This window comes from Pseudomonas silensiensis, from assembly GCF_050434865.1.
Classification (GTDB): Bacteria; Pseudomonadota; Gammaproteobacteria; order Pseudomonadales; family Pseudomonadaceae; genus Aquipseudomonas; species Aquipseudomonas fluorescens_W.
The window spans coordinates 392226-409465 of record NZ_JBNDJH010000002.1 but is presented as its reverse complement, the minus strand read 5'-3'; the positions used below and the strand labels follow the sequence as shown (position 1 = coordinate 409465).

Annotated in this window: 24 protein-coding genes; 10 read left to right on the top strand and 14 right to left on the bottom strand. The window is 55.3% G+C overall.

Annotated features, from left to right (window positions below; all coding sequences use genetic code 11):
- Positions 1-84 precede the first annotated feature (84 nt).
- The 8 genes from QF010_RS04510 to QF010_RS04475 all read right to left on the bottom strand — a co-directional run bounded on the left by QF010_RS04510 (position 85) and on the right by QF010_RS04475 (position 5910).
- Positions 85-663, bottom strand: coding sequence for a hypothetical protein (locus QF010_RS04510; RefSeq protein ID WP_429380939.1), 579 nt, complete (start codon positions 661-663; stop codon positions 85-87).
- Between the two features lie 351 nt (positions 664-1014).
- Positions 1015-2049, bottom strand: coding sequence for a protease SohB (sohB, locus tag QF010_RS04505; RefSeq protein ID WP_429380941.1), 1035 nt, complete (start codon positions 2047-2049; stop codon positions 1015-1017).
- Positions 2050-2325: 276 nt separating this feature from the next.
- Positions 2326-2700: a hypothetical protein gene (locus QF010_RS04500; RefSeq protein WP_429380943.1), complete on the bottom strand. Its 375-nt coding sequence runs from the start codon at positions 2698-2700 to the stop codon at positions 2326-2328.
- A gap of 193 nt (positions 2701-2893) precedes the next feature.
- Complete coding sequence (locus tag QF010_RS04495; RefSeq protein ID WP_429380945.1) at positions 2894-3256, bottom strand: hypothetical protein; 363 nt, start codon at positions 3254-3256, stop codon at positions 2894-2896.
- Positions 3257-3318: 62 nt separating this feature from the next.
- On the bottom strand, positions 3319-3567 hold the full coding sequence (locus QF010_RS04490) for a hypothetical protein (protein ID WP_429380947.1): 249 nt from the start codon (positions 3565-3567) through the stop codon (positions 3319-3321).
- A 208-nt stretch (positions 3568-3775) separates the two neighbouring features.
- Positions 3776-4345 (bottom strand): hypothetical protein, encoded by a 570-nt coding sequence (locus QF010_RS04485; RefSeq protein ID WP_429380949.1) that lies wholly within the window; start codon positions 4343-4345, stop codon positions 3776-3778.
- A 228-nt stretch (positions 4346-4573) separates the two neighbouring features.
- Complete coding sequence (locus tag QF010_RS04480; RefSeq protein ID WP_429380951.1) at positions 4574-5260, bottom strand: DUF4262 domain-containing protein; 687 nt, start codon at positions 5258-5260, stop codon at positions 4574-4576.
- Positions 5261-5358: 98 nt separating this feature from the next.
- Positions 5359-5910: a hypothetical protein gene (locus tag QF010_RS04475; protein WP_429380953.1), complete on the bottom strand. Its 552-nt coding sequence runs from the start codon at positions 5908-5910 to the stop codon at positions 5359-5361.
- Positions 5911-6236: 326 nt separating this feature from the next.
- Between QF010_RS04475 and QF010_RS04470 the strand changes: the two genes are divergently transcribed.
- Entirely contained in the window at positions 6237-6710 is a 474-nt protein-coding gene (locus QF010_RS04470; protein WP_429380955.1) for a hypothetical protein, read from the top strand.
- Positions 6711-6725: 15 nt separating this feature from the next.
- Positions 6726-7238, top strand: coding sequence for a hypothetical protein (locus QF010_RS04465; RefSeq protein WP_429380957.1), 513 nt, complete (start codon positions 6726-6728; stop codon positions 7236-7238).
- 581 nt (positions 7239-7819) lie between these two features.
- On the opposite strand, the gene QF010_RS04460 is transcribed toward QF010_RS04465, so the two are convergent.
- Positions 7820-8029 (bottom strand): hypothetical protein, encoded by a 210-nt coding sequence (locus tag QF010_RS04460; RefSeq protein WP_429380959.1) that lies wholly within the window; start codon positions 8027-8029, stop codon positions 7820-7822.
- Positions 8030-8215: 186 nt separating this feature from the next.
- Positions 8216-8758 carry a hypothetical protein gene (locus tag QF010_RS04455; protein ID WP_429380961.1) on the bottom strand — a complete coding sequence of 181 codons (543 nt, stop codon included), beginning with the start codon at positions 8756-8758 and terminating at the stop codon, positions 8216-8218.
- A gap of 216 nt (positions 8759-8974) precedes the next feature.
- Between QF010_RS04455 and ligD the strand changes: the two genes are divergently transcribed.
- Together ligD and QF010_RS04445 are read left to right on the top strand one after the other, a co-directional pair.
- Positions 8975-9928: a non-homologous end-joining DNA ligase gene (gene ligD, locus QF010_RS04450; RefSeq protein ID WP_429380963.1), complete on the top strand. Its 954-nt coding sequence runs from the start codon at positions 8975-8977 to the stop codon at positions 9926-9928.
- Between the two features lie 19 nt (positions 9929-9947).
- Complete coding sequence (locus QF010_RS04445) at positions 9948-10232, top strand: hypothetical protein (protein ID WP_429380965.1); 285 nt, start codon at positions 9948-9950, stop codon at positions 10230-10232.
- A 113-nt stretch (positions 10233-10345) separates the two neighbouring features.
- Here QF010_RS04445 and QF010_RS04440 read toward each other — a convergent pair whose 3' ends face one another.
- From QF010_RS04440 to QF010_RS04430, 3 genes are all read right to left on the bottom strand, one after another.
- Positions 10346-11017, bottom strand: coding sequence for a hypothetical protein (locus QF010_RS04440; protein WP_429380967.1), 672 nt, complete (start codon positions 11015-11017; stop codon positions 10346-10348).
- 96 nt (positions 11018-11113) lie between these two features.
- Positions 11114-11323 carry a hypothetical protein gene (locus tag QF010_RS04435; protein ID WP_429380969.1) on the bottom strand — a complete coding sequence of 70 codons (210 nt, stop codon included), beginning with the start codon at positions 11321-11323 and terminating at the stop codon, positions 11114-11116.
- A 10-nt stretch (positions 11324-11333) separates the two neighbouring features.
- Positions 11334-11960, bottom strand: coding sequence for a hypothetical protein (locus QF010_RS04430; protein ID WP_429380971.1), 627 nt, complete (start codon positions 11958-11960; stop codon positions 11334-11336).
- 576 nt (positions 11961-12536) lie between these two features.
- Here QF010_RS04430 and QF010_RS04425 point away from each other — a divergent pair.
- The 6 genes from QF010_RS04425 (at position 12537) to QF010_RS04400 (ending at position 16631) form a co-directional block, all read left to right on the top strand.
- Complete coding sequence (locus QF010_RS04425; protein ID WP_429380973.1) at positions 12537-12788, top strand: hypothetical protein; 252 nt, start codon at positions 12537-12539, stop codon at positions 12786-12788.
- Between the two features lie 142 nt (positions 12789-12930).
- Complete coding sequence (gene ybiA / locus QF010_RS04420; protein ID WP_429380975.1) at positions 12931-13662, top strand: riboflavin biosynthesis intermediates N-glycosidase; 732 nt, start codon at positions 12931-12933, stop codon at positions 13660-13662.
- 351 nt (positions 13663-14013) lie between these two features.
- Positions 14014-14673: a hypothetical protein gene (locus QF010_RS04415; RefSeq protein WP_429380977.1), complete on the top strand. Its 660-nt coding sequence runs from the start codon at positions 14014-14016 to the stop codon at positions 14671-14673.
- Positions 14674-15203: 530 nt separating this feature from the next.
- On the top strand, positions 15204-15956 hold the full coding sequence (locus tag QF010_RS04410) for a hypothetical protein (protein ID WP_429380979.1): 753 nt from the start codon (positions 15204-15206) through the stop codon (positions 15954-15956).
- A gap of 133 nt (positions 15957-16089) precedes the next feature.
- Positions 16090-16386 (top strand): hypothetical protein, encoded by a 297-nt coding sequence (locus QF010_RS04405; RefSeq protein ID WP_429380981.1) that lies wholly within the window; start codon positions 16090-16092, stop codon positions 16384-16386.
- A gap of 17 nt (positions 16387-16403) precedes the next feature.
- Positions 16404-16631: a hypothetical protein gene (locus tag QF010_RS04400; RefSeq protein WP_429380983.1), complete on the top strand. Its 228-nt coding sequence runs from the start codon at positions 16404-16406 to the stop codon at positions 16629-16631.
- Positions 16632-16892: 261 nt separating this feature from the next.
- Here the strand turns inward: QF010_RS04400 and QF010_RS04395 are convergent, their stop codons facing one another.
- Positions 16893-17207 carry a hypothetical protein gene (locus QF010_RS04395; RefSeq protein WP_429380985.1) on the bottom strand — a complete coding sequence of 105 codons (315 nt, stop codon included), beginning with the start codon at positions 17205-17207 and terminating at the stop codon, positions 16893-16895.
- Between the last annotated feature and the right edge of the window lie 33 nt (positions 17208-17240).

The following is a 17240-nucleotide window of genomic DNA, read 5'->3' as shown; positions in this document are numbered from 1 at the left end:
GAGCGCCCCGGTATGACGTTTGATTTCCCTCTGAGGCGTTGGCTCTCGCGGGCAATCGGTACTCCGGGGCACTCTCCAATGAAGCTATCTGAACAGTAGGGGTAAGTGGTGCTGTGCCGTAAGTTTTTCCCGGCGACCGGCTTTCAACGCTCTGTGTTCATTGGCAAGACGATCACGCCTGATGTTCAGTTTGAAGCGCTCCATCAGTCTGTTTTTTGTTTTGAGGTGCCTGCTAACGTCGGCGGCCTCTGCATCCAATTCGGTAAAACTCAAAGCTTCCCCCGTTGGCCAGACGTTCTCAATGAAGTCATCTGTGGTACGGCATTTGTAGGCAAAGTTATAACTGTAGTAACCGAGTGCCTTGGCCAAAAACTCATTGATGACCGATATTGGGAGTTTGTTTCCTGATTCCTGGGATAGCACCTTCACCCTCATGGCCATTCGCTTGAACTGTCCAAGGTACAAACCAGACGTGGCGCTAATGATCAGTAGAAGGTCGGCGATCCGGTCATCCCGAAGAACGTAATCGTCGTCCTGTTGCCAGCCGGAAATGTTGTTCGCAGCGAGGAATGCGTCCCAGTGTTCACCAAGTGAACGAATGACGTGTCGAGCAGTGATCTGTGAAGGAATTTCCTCGCTTGGAAGAATCGTGACGTCAACCATGAGTTGTAAATCCTGATTATTTTTTCGGCGTATCGAAGACTATGTTCATGCACCGATCGGAATCGAAGTTCCTATCGACGCCCGACAGAATGATTCGGCTCATTGTACGCTCACGCACAAGGGCGTTAGTGGCTATGGCCGTGAGGCCGCAAACAACCACAATCAGCAAAGCTGCTCCACTGAAAAGTTTCTTCCGTTCAACTTTGATGTATCCCACGTTATCTCCAGCCAAACAGGCTCTCCTTCAAGGATTTTGGTGCAGAACCCGCATCCTTTACGGACTTAGCCCCACTTTTTAGGGCAGGGCGTGTTCGGGCCGGTAGAGGGCGCGGTCATTATGCTGAAAATGAATCAGGAACCAATACGGCGGTTCGCAAAGGTTGCCAGGGCATCCTGCAAGACCGTCGCCATGGTGATACCCAGGCGTGCTTTCAGGCCGCCGGCCTTAGGTAACTCGTACTGGATGTGGATCACATCCGAAGTGTTGACCTTCTCCTGCAGGTATTCGTCACTGGTCTTTAACTCGTCAGCCAGCTTCTGGTCGAGTGCATATTGGCCAAACCAAGACTCGCCGGTGGCCACCTTGTCGGTATCCAGCGTTGGTCGGTATTTGCTGACGAACCCCTTGAACAGGTTGTGAATGGCTGTGAGGTCCTCCTTGTACTTCTCGCGCCCGGCCTCTGTATTTTCGCCGAGTGTTGTCAGGGTGCGTTTGAATTCACCGGCGGTTATGGTCTCAACGTCGATATCGTGCTTTTTCAGCAGGCGGTGCACGTTCGGGAACTGAGAAACGACGCCGATCGAGCCGAGCAGGGCGAAGGGCGCGCACATCACCTTGTTGCCGAGACAGGCCATCATGTAACCGCCGCTGGCGGCAATCTTGTCGACGCAGATGGTCAGGGGTATGCCGGCGTCACGGATACGCACCAGCTGGGACGCGGCCAGGCCATAGCCATCGACAACGCCACCCGGGGATTCAAGGCGCAGCACGATTTCGTCTACCTTCTTGGCGTGGCCCAGGACCGCCGTCACCTCGTGGCGCAGCGACTGCACGGAAGACGCATGGATATCGCCGGTGAAGTCGATGACGAACACCTTCGGCTTGTCGGTAGAAGACAGGCCTTCCTTCTTCAGCTGTTTCCCAGCTTTGGCCTCGGTCTTCTTTGCCGCTTTGATCTCGGCCTTGGACAGCAACACGTTGCCCACGGCCTTGTGCAGCTTGGTGTAGAAGTCGTTGAGTACGCGTACCTTCAGGGAGCCTTCACCTTTCTTGGGCTTTCCGCTGCTTCTGGCGGCCGCCAGCATGGCGACGAAGATTCCAGCGGCGATGAGCACAGTCACCACCTTACCCAGGAAACCGATGTAATCCCAAAAAACAGCCAGCATGGTGAATCCTCATAAATTCTGTGGTGAGCGGCAGACGTCATTGAAAACGCCGCCCTGTTCTGCCGCACTCATCCGTGCTGGCAGAAGGAATATTCAGGGGGAGGCGATTGTGCCAACAGCGGGGGGGAAGAAAAAGTTGAAACTACCCCCGGTTTTTCCAGCAAGCGCCGGGGGAGGGGATCACTATCGGGCTTCGGCAACGACGCACCGGCCCGGGACCAGGATCAGTTCTTGTCGGTAACCGATGTTCTGGCTGCAGATGGTTAGGCGGGTCGCCTAACGAGGAAATATTTCATCAAACATTTCTTTCGACTGCCCTGTTCCCTCTTCAATTTCTGCGCGAAGTTGAGCCAGGGATAGGGCGGCAGTCAGGCTGGATTGCTTTGCCATCACGATTGCCAACTCATCACGCTTCTGAATGGCCGGCGGATAGAATGTCTCCACAAAGAGATTGATCAGCCCAGAGTGGCGAAGCTGTTTTGATTCACCAGCCTTGGTAATGGCAAAGCCACTGTCCATCCAATCGATGAGCACTGGGTACTTGTTGTTGTCGAAGATCCATTTGGCCACCTCGACCGGGTCAGGACTTTCAAAAACCACCTTTTCCCCGCCAAAGGAAATCTCGGCAACTCTTAAATTTCCATCAGACATTGGCACTTCCTTCATAGTCGATTAAGTCGGGCCATCATGCCGGCGCGTTACCGCCGGGCGAGAGCCGGTCATTGTTTAAAGGTTGTGGCAAAGACGGGGAGGGATACAAGTCAAAATCCCCCCGATTTTTCTGGAAAGAACTGGTGGACACTTCCGGGTTTCACCAATAGCCCACCCGCCCAGGTAGTGTGCCTTAGGCCGCCGTCTGGTGGATCGCGAAGGCTTGCTCCATCACAATGTTTGCTTCGCTGAAGTGGTTGCCAATCCGGCGCATTTCGTCGCCAGAGAGTTTGAACTTTCCGAGCCGCAGATCCGTTGACACTTGGTTGTAGGTTTCCTGGAAGCTGGAAACCTCGGCTACAAATTTCTGCTGGCCCGCCTCTGCGTTGAGTGGGTGATTAGGCTGGGTTCTACGCGCCTTGGCTTGGTCCATTAGGAAATCGGCGTACACCTTCCAGTTGGCCACGTAGACGAGCAACTCAGATTTGCTTGATGGCTGTTGACCAAGAACGGCGACCAAGTTTTTAGGCGTTTCGAATGTTTCGTTCAAATTCAAAATACGTTTCCTGTCTTCAGTGGTAGACGCTAAACCGGTGCATAAATGGCCAGGCATGGGACTCAGGCAGCGCGCACGTTGCACTGCTTCATGTCTACCCGGCGGACAACGTACAGATTGGCTACCACGCGCAAATACCGAGCGTCGCTATGGCAGAAGTGCTCGAGCAAGTCCCGCATGGAAGGGGTGACTGCTATCCCTGCTTCAGCGGGTGCGCCCTGTTCAATTGTCTCAACGATGGCGCACAGCCCTTCGAAGAATGCCTTGACGCCCTGTTCTGATGTTGGGGTGAGCGGTATTGATGCGGCCATTGTAGTTCCCTGGATTATTGGATCTATCGAACAGTCGTTGAGTTTAACGGATGGCCTGCCAAATCCCACGCATCCCTTGAAGGGCCGCTCTTCAGCGCCTTGTGCCCCAGCGATGAGGTGGGCACCGGGCTCGAACGAGTGCAATCTATCCGTCTAACAATGGGGCGATCGCACTCATAGCCTTAGTGGTGACCTCAGGCGTGCCTGCTCAAGTGGTTTCCTTCTCGAATTCGAACTTGATGGCGGCAATGGTGACGTGTGCGGTCACTTCGCCGAGCACGTTGAAGCGCGAGAACGTCTTGCAATCCCGATCGACCTGCAGGCGGTCACCGTCATCCAGCCCCAGTGACCATTCACCGCCATGGAGCTGCGCGAATCCGTAGTACTCAGGACTTTCGCTGAACCGTCCGCATTCCGATATGGTCGGGTCTTGGATGTGGTCTCCTTCATGCTCGAAGCACACAGCGTCGACGTTGAAGTCGCAAAGGTTCGCAGGCACCAGTGCGACAAATGCCGGCGTGAGGACGGCATTGATGGCCGCATCAACTTTGTCTTTGCTCCAGTCCCCGGCAGCGGCCACAAGAGCGTTTGCATCCAATTTCGTGGCGTTGCCGAGATCAACTTTGCCTTCCGTAACTGGTGCAATGAAAAGATTGTTGTCCCGCTGCAGCGCAACGTGCACGTCATTCAGTAGCAGTGCTTGACCAAGGCTATTGGACAGCAGGGCGTTGTATGCCATGCAGAGCGTGGTGAGGTTCAGCTGTTGATCTGTGAGCATGATGGTTACCGATTGGCTGTGATGTCCTCATTCTCAGCGCGGGTAGGTAGTGCCAGAACCACCCGCCAAAATAAAATGCCCCTCAGTAAAGCATTTTGATTTGGCCGGGCCACTGGCGGGCTGGAGTCAGTTTCTAGGGGAGGGGGCCGAAACCTGGGGCCCCAACTTTGGTGCTGAATGAGCCGGTCTGTCGACTCTTTCATAGACTGTGCAGCGTTTAAGGTTGTTCTATGCCAGCGGGCGGGGCAACCGGGGTTGTGGCCAACTTTTGCTGTAGCCCTGCTCGTCGGGCAACAGGTTGTTCTTGTCCGCGATGAGGATTTGATAAACGCGTTTCACTTCACCCCGGGTTTGTTTCACGAATTCCCCTGTGGCGACCCGCGCTTCGACCAGAATGCACTTTGTCCGCACGCCGTAGCCGGGTGTAGAAGCCATTTCGATGACGTCGTTGCGCTCTTGCTCGATGCGTTCGTGCGCTTTGGCCAGTTCTGCATAAGCACCCACTACATGCGCGAGCAGATTAGGGTCTTGGCCCGCGATCGCGAGCAATTCAAATCCTACCGCTCCGGTCAGGCCGATGCTGTAAGCGAATGCCGGCTGATCCTCATGTGCGAAGACGCGCTGTACTGCATAGCCATATTGTGCGATGGCACCGTTTACAGCAGCGTCCATGCTTGGGCGCAATTGTGTCATTCGAACGGTGCGTACAATATTGACCAGTTCATCAGCCGTAGCAGCGTCTTCGTTGACTAGGAGTTGAAGGTAGTCGCGGACACTCGCGTCCGGAGCCAGCAGAAAGTCCAGGTTGGTAGCGATGGTGTCCAACTGGAACGCGTTGATGCGCTCAGCGATCTGCGGTACCAGCAGTTTTACCTCGGCCAGCTGTGCCGGGGTAGCGTTAAGTTCGTCGGCCATAAAGGCTCCTAGGGCTCGTCATTTCGGTGATGTTTCACGTTCCAGCTGGTGCGCATTGTCGTTCTCCACGATCGCCTCGCAAGCCGGGCTTTGCCTGTTTAACGTTTGAATTCGATCTCATCGAAGTAGTGTTCGACGTCTTGGTTATCGCCGTAGCCCGTGGCGCTCATTTCGGAGAGAGCGACTGGTTCACCCTCAAGTGTCACGTAGCCGTGCTTGCAGTCTTCCACGTCGGCCTGGTCACGGCGAAGGATCACGATGTCCAGCGGGTGGTTGGCGTAGGTGGTGTGGATGGTGCCGCCAGTGTTGTCGATCACCAGTCGTACCCGGGCCTGTGGCGAGGTACTGCTCGAAACAATGGCCTGTACGTCCATCGGCTGGAACAAGCCAGCTTCAGACAGTGCTTCCATCGTTTCCACGCCCCGCACTTTGTATTCGTCTGCGTTCATGGCGTCGGTACCTTCGTTTGCGGTGGCCAGCAAGCCCTGAACCCTATCCAGACGCCCTTGCAGCGCGGTCAGGGCTGCAAGGAGAGCCGTTTCACGGACGTTGATGAGCACTTCGACAGAGTGGGCCAACTCGCTTGCTTGGCCGCCGGTTACGTAGCCGGTGGAACGAAGGGTTTTTTCCAAGTCATCGTAAAGCGACATGCTGGCTTTCCTTTGGGTCTGATTTCGTTATGGGTCCATCTTGAGGGGGGACTAAGTGAGCCAGAACCCCTTCGCGAAGAAACGAGAGGGCATTTACCCGAGGAGGAAAATTGCTTACCAGTGCCAATCCTGACCATTGAATTTCCAGCCCTGGTTTTGACTGGCACCCCCATTCAGTTTGAATACAGTGGTCGCTGTTGAATGGAGCCCTCTGGGGGGGGGGGCGCTGAATTACGACTAAGCGTGCAACGCGAGAACACGAGACACACCCTTGGCCCGCTTAGCTGGCCTACGGCAATAAAAGCCCTGGCACCTGAGGATTTCAAATGAAACAAAAGCACGCTCACTTCGCACTTGCCGCCGCCTTTGTTGTGCTGGCTACCGGCTGCGCGTCTTCGCCAAAGCAGGATCAGGCGGACCTTCCACCGCCGAAAGATTTGCATGACACAGCCGAAGGCATCCAGATCGAGGCGCAGGCAACACCGCAGGGTGAACCAACACCGGTTGTGCTTTCAAAAAATGGACATGAGGTCATGTACATCAAGCGTACTTACCCTGGATCAGAAGGCATGACGCCGCAGCAAATCGAATGGTCCAAGGCGTTCGGCACTTACGAGGATCTTCAAAAAAGCATTGCAGTAGAACAGGGCCACGTTTGGGTTGGCGCCGTCGTTACGCTGGCGGAGGGCAAATGCACAGAGTCGACCAGCTCTATTGCCGAGATACCAAGAGTACCCGGCGAGCCAAAAATGAAGGTTGTGAACAAGATTATTCCTTGTCCGACTGCCCAATCGAATTGAACGGGGAAAATCACGTTGAACCACAACTGCCATGGTGAATTCATCACCGTCAACGAAATGCACCGGTATCGCTGCTTTGCGGACGGTTCGGTAATTTCTTCCGCCGTCAGCAACGGTGACCTCTGCCCTAATTGCGGCAGAACCATAGTCGGTGTCAATGCGACCGCCGAAACGGCCACTACGGCGTGCACCAGCGATATTGGGCCGAGTTGGTCCAGGGTACTGCCAGAGGTTGAACTTTGGGCATCCAAGATGGCGGAGTTAGCGCGCTCAAAAATGACCGGAAATATCAGCGCCTCTGTCTGGCCCTACCGTCTCCGCCGCACAGAATATCTGTCCGTTGACATGACTGGTCAGGGCGGTGGCGATATGAGCATCACGATTGCGACAGGTGCGGACCGGACTGATTACAGCTTCGATGACTTGGAGACCACTTGCTTCGACGTTCCCGATATGACAGAGGCGTTGACCATGGTTTCGCGCTTTCTCCTTGCTGCTGATGCAACCATTTCGTTAGCTACACGCTGACCAGGGAAAATAGTATGAACATTCGGCGTATGGCTATGTTCGGTGCGTTATTGTCCGCATTGATTCTGGCGGGCTGCGCGACACAATCGGCTGAAACAGTGATCGCATCGGCCCCAGGATTTTTTACGGGTGTGTGGCATGGGCTTATCGCGCCTATCTCCATGATTGGGCACCTTTTCGACAGATCAATTGCAATCTATTCAGTGCCCAACAATGGTGGCTGGTACGCCTTCGGCTGGATAGTTGGAGTGGTCTTATCTTCCCTTGGCTGCAACGAGTCGAGGAAGCAGGTATTTCGACCCCGATATCTCGACCCAATATACAGAGACGACCGCGACAGCAAGAACTGAGCGAAACCTTAAATCCCGAATTGCACGGAAAAAAACAGGTGTTTTCGGTGTTCAGCGTCACACACCGGTTAGCAGACCTTCCTTTCTTCCTCCTGGGGCCGAAACCCACATTTAAACATTGGAACCAATTCAGTTCCGAAGCGTGGGACTAAACGTACCCCGAACTTGAACACCGAGGATCGGATTTGAAACCGAACCTCGGCGTTCTTCACGGCGTGCTCCAGGCTCAACTCACTCCCTGTTGAATTTCCTCTCGAAAACCCGACGGGGGCAGATGTCGCTGCCGCCGTCGGGGCAGCTCTCCCATTGATCGCAATCAACTTCTGTTTGGCTGTAGGACCTTGAGTTACCGATTTCGATTAACAGGCCAAGGAGAGGCTTCTTGGTGAGCGTGGCGGGGCGATCGAGCAGTGGGCAATGGATACGGCGGGTGGTGGTCATGGTGAAGTCTCAGCTATGGGTGAAGGCTTGAGCATGCCGTCACGACCAATTGCAGATGCTCCCTCAATGTAGAAAGCCCCATCCATCACTCCCTAGTTTCGCCGTTCAGCGTTTGTGGGAGGAGGTTGGGGCTTTCTGTTGTCAGTGCCTGTTTGCCTGAAGTGTCCGGGCGTCTGCAGCAGCTCCTTAGAGGCCGAACATGTCCAGCACCGCGTTGTAGTCGTTACCGTCGGGCGCTCGGCCTGCCGCATTGACCTTGTCGTTGTAGGTCCGCACCTTGTCGCGTGCATCTACCATCGACTGCAAGGCAGCACAGATATTGCGAATGCCGGCCTCATCGTCGCCAGTCGACAGTGTGAAGGCGTCATTCGGCTTATCAGATGCGAAACCTTGAACTTGCCAGACGACACCACCGTATTCTGCCGACGGCAAGCTGCAAGCTGGATCTGTGAAGGAGTTGGCAATGTGGTAGAGGTCGTCGCCCTCTTTGACAATCATCGCGAATTCCTCGCCTCCAATGTCATTGACGATCAGTTGCAACCCATCATCGGGGCCGTAAATGCGTGTTCCATTCGGCCCGGAGACACTGGCGAGCAGGGCTTCGTCTTGGCGGTCGTCGATCGGGAGGTGATAACTGTGATTCAGGCCCACCAGCAGAATGCTTCGCTGAACCTGGAACTTGGTGAAGTGGAAATTGGCGGTGTTTGCGTCGATGACAGTGGCGGTCACGGGATTGGCCTCAAGTTGTTTCTGCAGTTGATGAGCAAAGTCTGAGCTCAGGTCGTTTGTGCCAGAAGGGGCTGACGAAACGATATCAGCAGGGGCAGGCAGGATTGCTCCACGGTTTGAGTACCTGGGCCGAGATTTAACGCCGAGTTGAGGTTCTCGGACCTTTTGCCGCGCGCCAGCATCCACTGCATAGGGGTGTCCGTGACTGAGAGCGCTATGGCATCGAAGAAGACAGCTTTCCCGGAGCGCATCAAGCCTCAACTGGTAAGTCTGGTGGGCCGGCCGCCGGCGGGCGTTTGGTTCTGGGAAAGTAAATTCGATGGTTACAGACTCCTAGCGCGTATCGATACCGGGGTATCGCTATTCACTCGCAACGGTTTCGACTGGACGCATCGAATGCCGCGTCTCGCCAAAGATCTGGCCCGTCTGCCAGCACGCGGCACATGGCTGGACGGTGAAGTAGTTGTCCTGGATGAAGAAGGCATACCCGCCTTCCAGCCGTTACAGGCGGCATTCAGCAGTGGCCAGACGGATCACCTTGTCTATTTCGCTTTCGATCTCTTGTTTTTTGATGGTACCGACCTACGCAACAAGCCCGTAGAACACCGCCGCGATCTGTTGCGAGTGCTGCTGGAACAGTGCGACCTGGAATGCGTGCACTTCTCGGTCACCCTTGATGCTGACCCGGCCTCGCTATTAGTCAGCGCGTGCAAGCTCGGACTGGAAGGGCTTGTGGGGAAACGAAAGGGCAGTCGGTACACCGGGGAGCGCGGCCCGGACTGGGTCAAGCTCAAGTGCAACAACCGTCAGGAATTCATTGTGCTGGGCTACACCCGCGCCGCTGCAGGCATAGGCTCGCTCCTTATCGGCCTGCATGACGACGCAGGCCAACTGGTCTACGCCGGTCGTGTCCGATCTGGGTTCTCCAATCGGGAGCTCGCCCAGCTGCGGGTCAGACTGAGTTCGCTTGAACGCGACGCCCCGCCGTTGAGCTCGCCGCCTGCGCTCAAAGGTGGCGTCGTGGTGTGGGTGGAGCCGCTCGTGGTGGTGGAGATCAAATTCATGGAGATCACCCCCAGTGGCAAGCTGCGACATGCCGTCTACGTGGGCATGCGTGAGGACAAACCGGCGGCTGGAATCAGCCTCGAAAGTGACACGGATCTGCTGTAAAGCAGCCGGGAGGGTGAAAGTGTATGAGGTGACGATCGAGGCGGAGGCCTGCGTGCTTCAGTGCGAGGTCACCAGCATGCTTGTTGCCGAGGCCAGCCCATCAGCTTGGAGCAGTGATTGGGATGCTGAAGGCTATCGCGAGTTGGAATTTCAGGTCCTGTCCGGCATCGTTTTCGACGAACAGGGTGAACCCTCGGACCTGGGCCGAAATGGCTGTGCCGAGATGGCCGACCGATATGCCGAGTTCATTGAAGAACAGATCTGGCAACAGTACGACGCTCGGCTGCGGGAGGGTGTCGTTTAAGTGGCCGGGTACCGAAACCGGGTGCACCAAAGCCGCCTTCGAGAGCGCGGTACGCTCAGCCATTGATTGTCAGGATCGGAAACCAACCCTGACTGTAGGCCGCCTGCCCGTGCCTATCCGTTCAGGAGGTCCGAGCAGTATTCGCAGCTACACCGTGCGTCGCCTTCGACGTGCAGGCCCTGCTCGAGGAACAGTAGGGTACAGCGCGCGGTGTCGATCGAGCTCTGGTAGACCTCATCACGGGTCCAGTCAGGGAACACAAGCGGGTTAAGCATGCCGTAGGGCGAGATACCGTTGGCAAGGAGTTGCTCATCTGACTTCGGTTTCAAACCGAACAGATAGCACATCTTCTCGTAGCCGGCCCGGCCGGTGTCGGCGGTGATCTCGCTGTTGATGCGGTTGACCACTGCCTTCATTTCCGCTCTCAGGGTTGGAAGATGCTCGGCGGCCACCTTGGCATGATGAATCTCGCCCTGCATCTGCTCCAGCAAGTCTTTCACCGTGTGGACGTCTTCAGGCGCGTTGTTGAGGTAGTCGATGGCATAGAGCCCGCCGTTGTAGACGGTCAGGTGGACGGCGTGCACCGGCGAGCCCTGTTGGCGGTACAGCGAAAGGATCACGTAGGCGTTCGGGCGATTCCCGTGCTCATCAAGCAGCCAGTAGTTGGCCGCGCAGCTGTCCCCCAATAGGACAGGTATCGTTCCGCTATCGAGCAGGCAGGGCAGGTCTTGACTGCCGAATGTGGCGGGTCGAACGTCGGGGTGGGTGTTGATGATCCAAGTCATTGCTGGCGCTCCGGATGTTTAGAGCGCCCATCGTCACGCCGGATGGAGAGTGCCAGAAGCCTGCATTCAGCGAGCTTGATTCCCCATGGCTGGTTCTTATTCTTCCGAACTTTCGGGGTCGCTGATTGGATCGCGGCGTTCAAAGTCCCTGAGACAGGCATGCGCCGCGCCCAGTGGGTGGCTTTTGGGAAGGTCTGAACCCCCGCAGTAATCGACCACCTCGCGCAGCGTGGCGAGGAGCCGCGCCTTATCACGCTCCAGTTTTTCAATGTGCTTGCGCGTCAATTTGGCGTTGGAGAGTCCCATTTTCCGCCCCTTACTCAGAGAACAGCGAATAGTTGAAATCGACGATCTCGCAGTCAGCTACGGTCAGGCCGTAACCGGCATCGCCATAGGTGTCGATGAATTTCTGAGCCGCGCCAGCGTCCACAAAGCGCTTTTCGTAGCCAGCGCGAGAAGTGATCTGAACCATACCGAGTGACTGGTTGAAGTCGGCAACAATCCCGATCTTCGTCTTGATGACTTTGGGAACAACGTGCTCCGGCCGGCCATTGAAGTTGCGCATGAATTCTCGGGCTTCCTCCTTGGATGCGCCATCCAGCAGGTCTATCCATTGAAGGTCAGTGGTCAGTACGCTAACGCCATGGAATTCCCCAGCGTTCTTGTTGCTAAAGCAGACGGTTTCACCGCTGCGCCGACGCGCCGCTGCGGTCAACTGCTCGTCGCTCAGCACTTCAGCTACTTCAGCTTCAAAGGCTGGGTCTACAACATGCACCTTTTTGGAGAGGGCGATGGCCGCCGCGAGGTCTGAGCCCGCGTCTACAACCACACACTGCTCTGGGTTCTTGCAGGTGCGGTTGACGTGGTTGCGGGCCTTGCGAGCGGTGCTGTTTTCCAGTTGATCGATGCAGGTGCCGTTGAAGTAAACATAGAAGGTGGTCATGTCGTCAGCCTTGGGATGTTGGTTGGTGGCTAGAAAGTGATTAAAGAATGAGGGCTGAGCGGGCGTGCCAGAAGCTTAGGTGGAAGAAAATTAAGGAGGTTTGCGTCACGATTCTGGACCTAGGATGAAGTATGAGCTGCATCCTTTGGCTACCGAGCGGCGATCACGCCCGGACGGTGCCAACACTCCAGAACTGAACATCCGGAACGTATCCTGGCTGGTGATGGCTGTTCCCTAACGAGTTCCAAGCTTTGGAATCGTGAGGGGGGGAATGGCCAGCGGCCTTAAGTCGGAAGAATTCGAGATCCCCAGCCGGTGGTGCCTGTTCCCCAAACGAGTTCCAAGGTTTGGAATCGCGGTGGAAAACTCCAATGCCGCATTACGCTGAAGTGCCAGCTCTTTCCTGTGTCCCAGCGCTGCCGATTTTTGGTTTAGGGGGCGTCTGCCAGGCCGCCGCGCGCCGAGCAAAAAAATGTTTGTTATGCCGGTGGTGGCACGCATTAGGTGTCCGCAAGATGGACATCAGATCCTGCAGCAACCGCAGGCGAATGACAGCAACCACCAAGGAAAACCCGTATGGGCAAACAAATTAACAGCACCGAACTCACAGAGACTCTAACGCTCTCGGAGTGCAGTGACGGATTTTGGCTGTATGACAAGACTCGCGGCATGAATCTAAGTATGCGGGCAAAAACGCCACAGGATGCCTTCGTAGAGTGCATTTGCTACTACCAGAAGCGCCTCACCGAGGTGGAAAGTGACCACCGTAAACTGACTGCCAAGGTTGACGCTTTTGTGAGCCAGTTTGTGGAAGTCGAAGACGCCTAACGGCTGCGCTTAGCATAGCCAGCGAAGTGATCGTACAAAAATCTTGCAATGCCGGTGGTGGCACGCATCAGCTGTCCGGAAGATGGGCATCAAATCCTGCCGCAACCGCCGGCGAATGAAAGCAACTACCAAGGAGTGACCGATGCACACCAAAGGGAACATGACATTTTTCTTCTCTGAACGAGATCAGTTTTCAAACTGGTTCATATCGGAATTTGAGGTTAAAGGTGTGCGTTTCAACTGCGTTGAGCAATTCATGATGTATTGCAAGGCGAAGCTCTTTGGCGACGAATCGACGGCGAACGCAATCATGGCCGCAACTCATCCCCGTGATCAGAAGGCCCTCGGTCGCAGCGTAGCCGGTTATGACGATGCCGTATGGTGCTCACGCCGGGCTCGAATTGTTGCTCATGGCTGCTACGCAAAGTTCTCTCAGAATGAAGTTCTGCGTAAAGCCCTTTTGGATACTGGCGACACCGTATTGGTGGAGGCGAGCCCGTATGATCGCATTTGGGGAGTTGGCCTTGCGGAGCATGACCCGCGAGTCCTTGATCCTCGGCAATGGAAAGGTCAAAACCTGCTTGGTGTTGCGCTGATTGAAGTGCGGGAAAAATTGGTCGCTGAATTATCAGCAAAGACCACCACTGAGACGGATGAGCAGTTGCTTCGGTCTCTGGCGTTGGTACCGAAGTTCGGCATCAGTAAAGTCCAACGCCTTTGCACCTGGGGCTACAACCGTGCGGCACGAAAGGTTGATGAGCTGCTGTTGTCGGGTAAGATCCAGCAGGTCGGTGAAACCCCCTACCTATACCGCGTGTGCGCCTCGCTCGCTGGCGACATCACTTCCCAGGCACTAAATCCAAAACACGAATAGCCAAGCACTTAATACCTGGGTGCCAGGATGCATCCGACTATGGCGTGCCAGAGCCACTGCGGCTACGCGTGCCAGAATCTCCGGGGGCTGACCTAGCCCTCTCAGTAGCAAAGGCATCTCAACGTTTCAATTACCGCACCGAGGCCATAATTTTCCTCGTTGTAGAAAACCTCATTTGGGGATTGAATGCCGCCCGGTCGTTCGCGAGCCTCTCTGTGGTTTCGGAGTGCCAGCGTCCGAAGTTGGATCAGGCGATTCAGGCATTCAGCGAGCCAGGCCCCAGCCTGACGGCCCAGCATTGAGTAGACTCAGGCTAAGATGACTAGGCCTAAATACCGAGGAAGTGACCCGATGGCGACGATTGATGAGACGGCCGTAGATGCTGCAATCATTGGGACAAGTGGTCAGGTAGACGAAAACGATTTTGACGATGATTGTGTCGAAATTGCAGATATCGATCAGCCCCCGCGATATCTGAACTGGGGTATTCACGAATCGTTGTTGTTGACGGGTGAATACAGGATTCTCATCAGCTACGGGATCGCAACCGAGGATCAGAAGCGTGCAATGTTCCCAAAGCGGTCTGCTAAATCTGGCGGCTTGTCCCCAGGGAACTTTAGCGACGTCAGATGCTATGAGCTTTGGAACGATTTCGACCTGGTTGGGCTTTGTGATGTTTCTGTCAGTGGCTTCCACTTGGAAAGCTCAGTTCATTTACATGCCAAATTGGAATCTGTCTATCTGAAGCCAAAGTTCAGAAAAAAAGGCTTGCTCAGACCCTTTATTGAAGTGTCTGGCCAGGCAATCAGTCAGGAATTGATGACCTCTATGCTGCGAGAGTTTCAGAAAGGCAAGACAGGATTCCATGTCACCGTTGAGGCCGATCTTGAATCTAATGGCGGCCAGGCAGCCGTCCGGATTTTGGGTTCCCAAATTGAGGATGATCTTGAGCGGGCAGCTTCCTGCACCGGCCTACCAATCGAACTCGATATCATCGATGACGCCTGGTAGTGGTGGTGGAGATAGGTATGTCCTTTCCTCTCCGTGATGGAGTCCCACCAAAGGTTAAGCGGTCGCACGATGGCATTCTGATTGCCTTGGCCAATTTTATGGCCTCAGTCAGCCAGAAGTTCGAGAGCCAGAACTGAATCGTAGAGTTGAAGGAAATGTCGCTGTACCACCAATCCCGCCGTTGTGCGGGCTAAGCCCGTGGGAGAGGGACCGAACAGGAAAACAGACATGGGTGGTAATGCGCTGTCCTCACCCGGCTCGGGCGTTACATAAGTTCCAATCATTCGAAATGGAGCCTAAGAGGAAACCTCAACTCCTAGCTATCCGCTGAAGTGCCCATCGTGGTTCGCACGCTGGCGATTTGCGAGACATGGACATCTACCAGGCCCCCGCGCGGGTTACAAAAAATCTTGTAATGCCGGTGGTGGCACGCACCAGGTGTCCGGAAGATGGACATCAGCACGGCAGCCCGGCGCTGCACCATAAAGGCGGCGTTGCGAGTCGCTGAAAACATCTAGGAATGGAACATCATGACCACAACCACGAAGGCCGCGCCTACAAAGAAGCCGACCCTGAGCCAGCTGCGTCAGCAGCGTTGTATCAACGCCAATGAATTCCTACAGGTTATTGCCAACTGTGGCCGTAACTTTTTTCGCAACACTGGTTCTGGCCATGATGGCTACCTGACCATGAACGAACGAAGCACCATCGTCTGGTTTCACGACGACTTCACCAGCGCCCGGCTTAACGTGTCTAGGGAAGGTTACTGGGATGGGTTCTCCCACGGCGGGACGCTGAAAAGCCTGCTCGGGTCCGTTGGGAAGCATATCTTGACCGGAAAGACCATGCGCTACGGCTATTTTCAGCCGAAGATGGACAACGGCTTTGAGAACCCGTGGGGTTACGACGATGACATTTTGCTGGTATGCGATGCCGGCGTTCGCTTGGGGTTGATTACCCCGCCTGTAACGGGCGCGGCTCAACAAGGGAAAATCATGAATAACGAACAGCCCGTACCGGCAGTGACTACAGCGGTAGCAAAAGACAGGACAGTGCATAAAGTCGGCTGCCCAGCGCTGAACGAGCGCCCTGGTTGCACCTGCAATACCGCCTATAGGACTTTGACCGTAGCCGAAATTTGCCAGCTCAATGATCTGTCGGTGGTGAAGGCAGAAAAGGTGCTGACCAACTTGCAAGAAAAGGGGCTTGTGATCGGCTTCGTTCCTGGTGATGTGCATGCTCAGATCACTCTGACCGCTGACTCGGCCAAATACTTCGATTGATATTGGAAGCGAACGCTGCATAAAAATGTTGGCAATGCTGGTGGTGGCACGCACCAGGTGGCCGGAAGATGGAAACAGATTCCAGACACCGTTGGGGCGATGACCCCACACCGAATTAAATAAGGAAGCCAGCATGCCAACCTGCCATCTAATGACTCTCTCCTCCGGGGTGACAGTACCCCTGATGGTGCCCAACGCTGTGATGAACGCCGATGGCTTCTACGTCAGCTTCAACGACCATGACACGGCCCCGTCCCTGTTTGGGGACGTAACGACGGCTTTGGTCTTTGGCCAGATGCAGGCTTTCTACATCCTCAACGGCGACCACCGGGCTGGCTATGCCGGGCTGCTAAGCCAAGGATTCGATGCTTGCCTCGAATATTTCAAAGCGAACATTGACTCCATCAATAAACGTAGCGAACGCCCTTGACCGTTAGAGGTGACCTGATGAGCCAGAACGAAACAGAAATGAGTGAACTCGACAAAGCTAACGTCGAGGTGCAGCGCATAACGGCCCAGCGCGATTTGCTTCTGCTGGCTCTGGAGTCGCTGCTGGAACACGAAGGAACCGTTGACTCCACAGGCATCGGCGACTTCCCATCGGAGGCACTGGGTATTGCTCGCAATCAGGCCATCGCAGCTATCGCCGAAGTGAAAGCCGTCCTTTCGATGTAAACGCGCTTCGCGCCCCTAATCGCCTCACTTTCCGCTCGACGCAGTCAAATCCAAGTTTCAACTATGGATGGGGGCGTCGTGTGGGGATGCGGGGATGCAGTACAGCCTGGGGCCAGCAGCTTGCGCAATGAGTTCAGATCATCGGCAACCAATACGTCGCTTGTCGGCGTCGGCGGCAAAGTTGCCAGCCAGCGCCGTGCAATGAACTGGGTCGGGTACTCGATAGGTCTCTCATAGACCGTCCAGATCGACATGTGCTGTTCAGCCATGCGTCGACTTGCTCTGTGGGTGTGTGGTGATGGTGGTTACCCTCAACGCTCGGACCAGAAGGTGGCTGCGGATCTTCCAGGCGACCCAGACGATTGCCACCGCCAGGCAAGCATGGGTTTCGTGCGGGAAGAAGATCGCCTTCACCGGCGGTAGGTCCTTCCAGATCAGCACCAGATCAGCCAGCCCACTCAGCGCAAACAGTCCCACCACGTAGATCAAGAAGATCCGCGCCACACCCCAAGTCCTGAGCGCAATGGTGCGAAGTAGGCGGATCGCGGCTTGATCCTTTAGGGTTGCTGATTCCATTTTTCAGATCCGGGGTCAGGGTATGAATTTGAC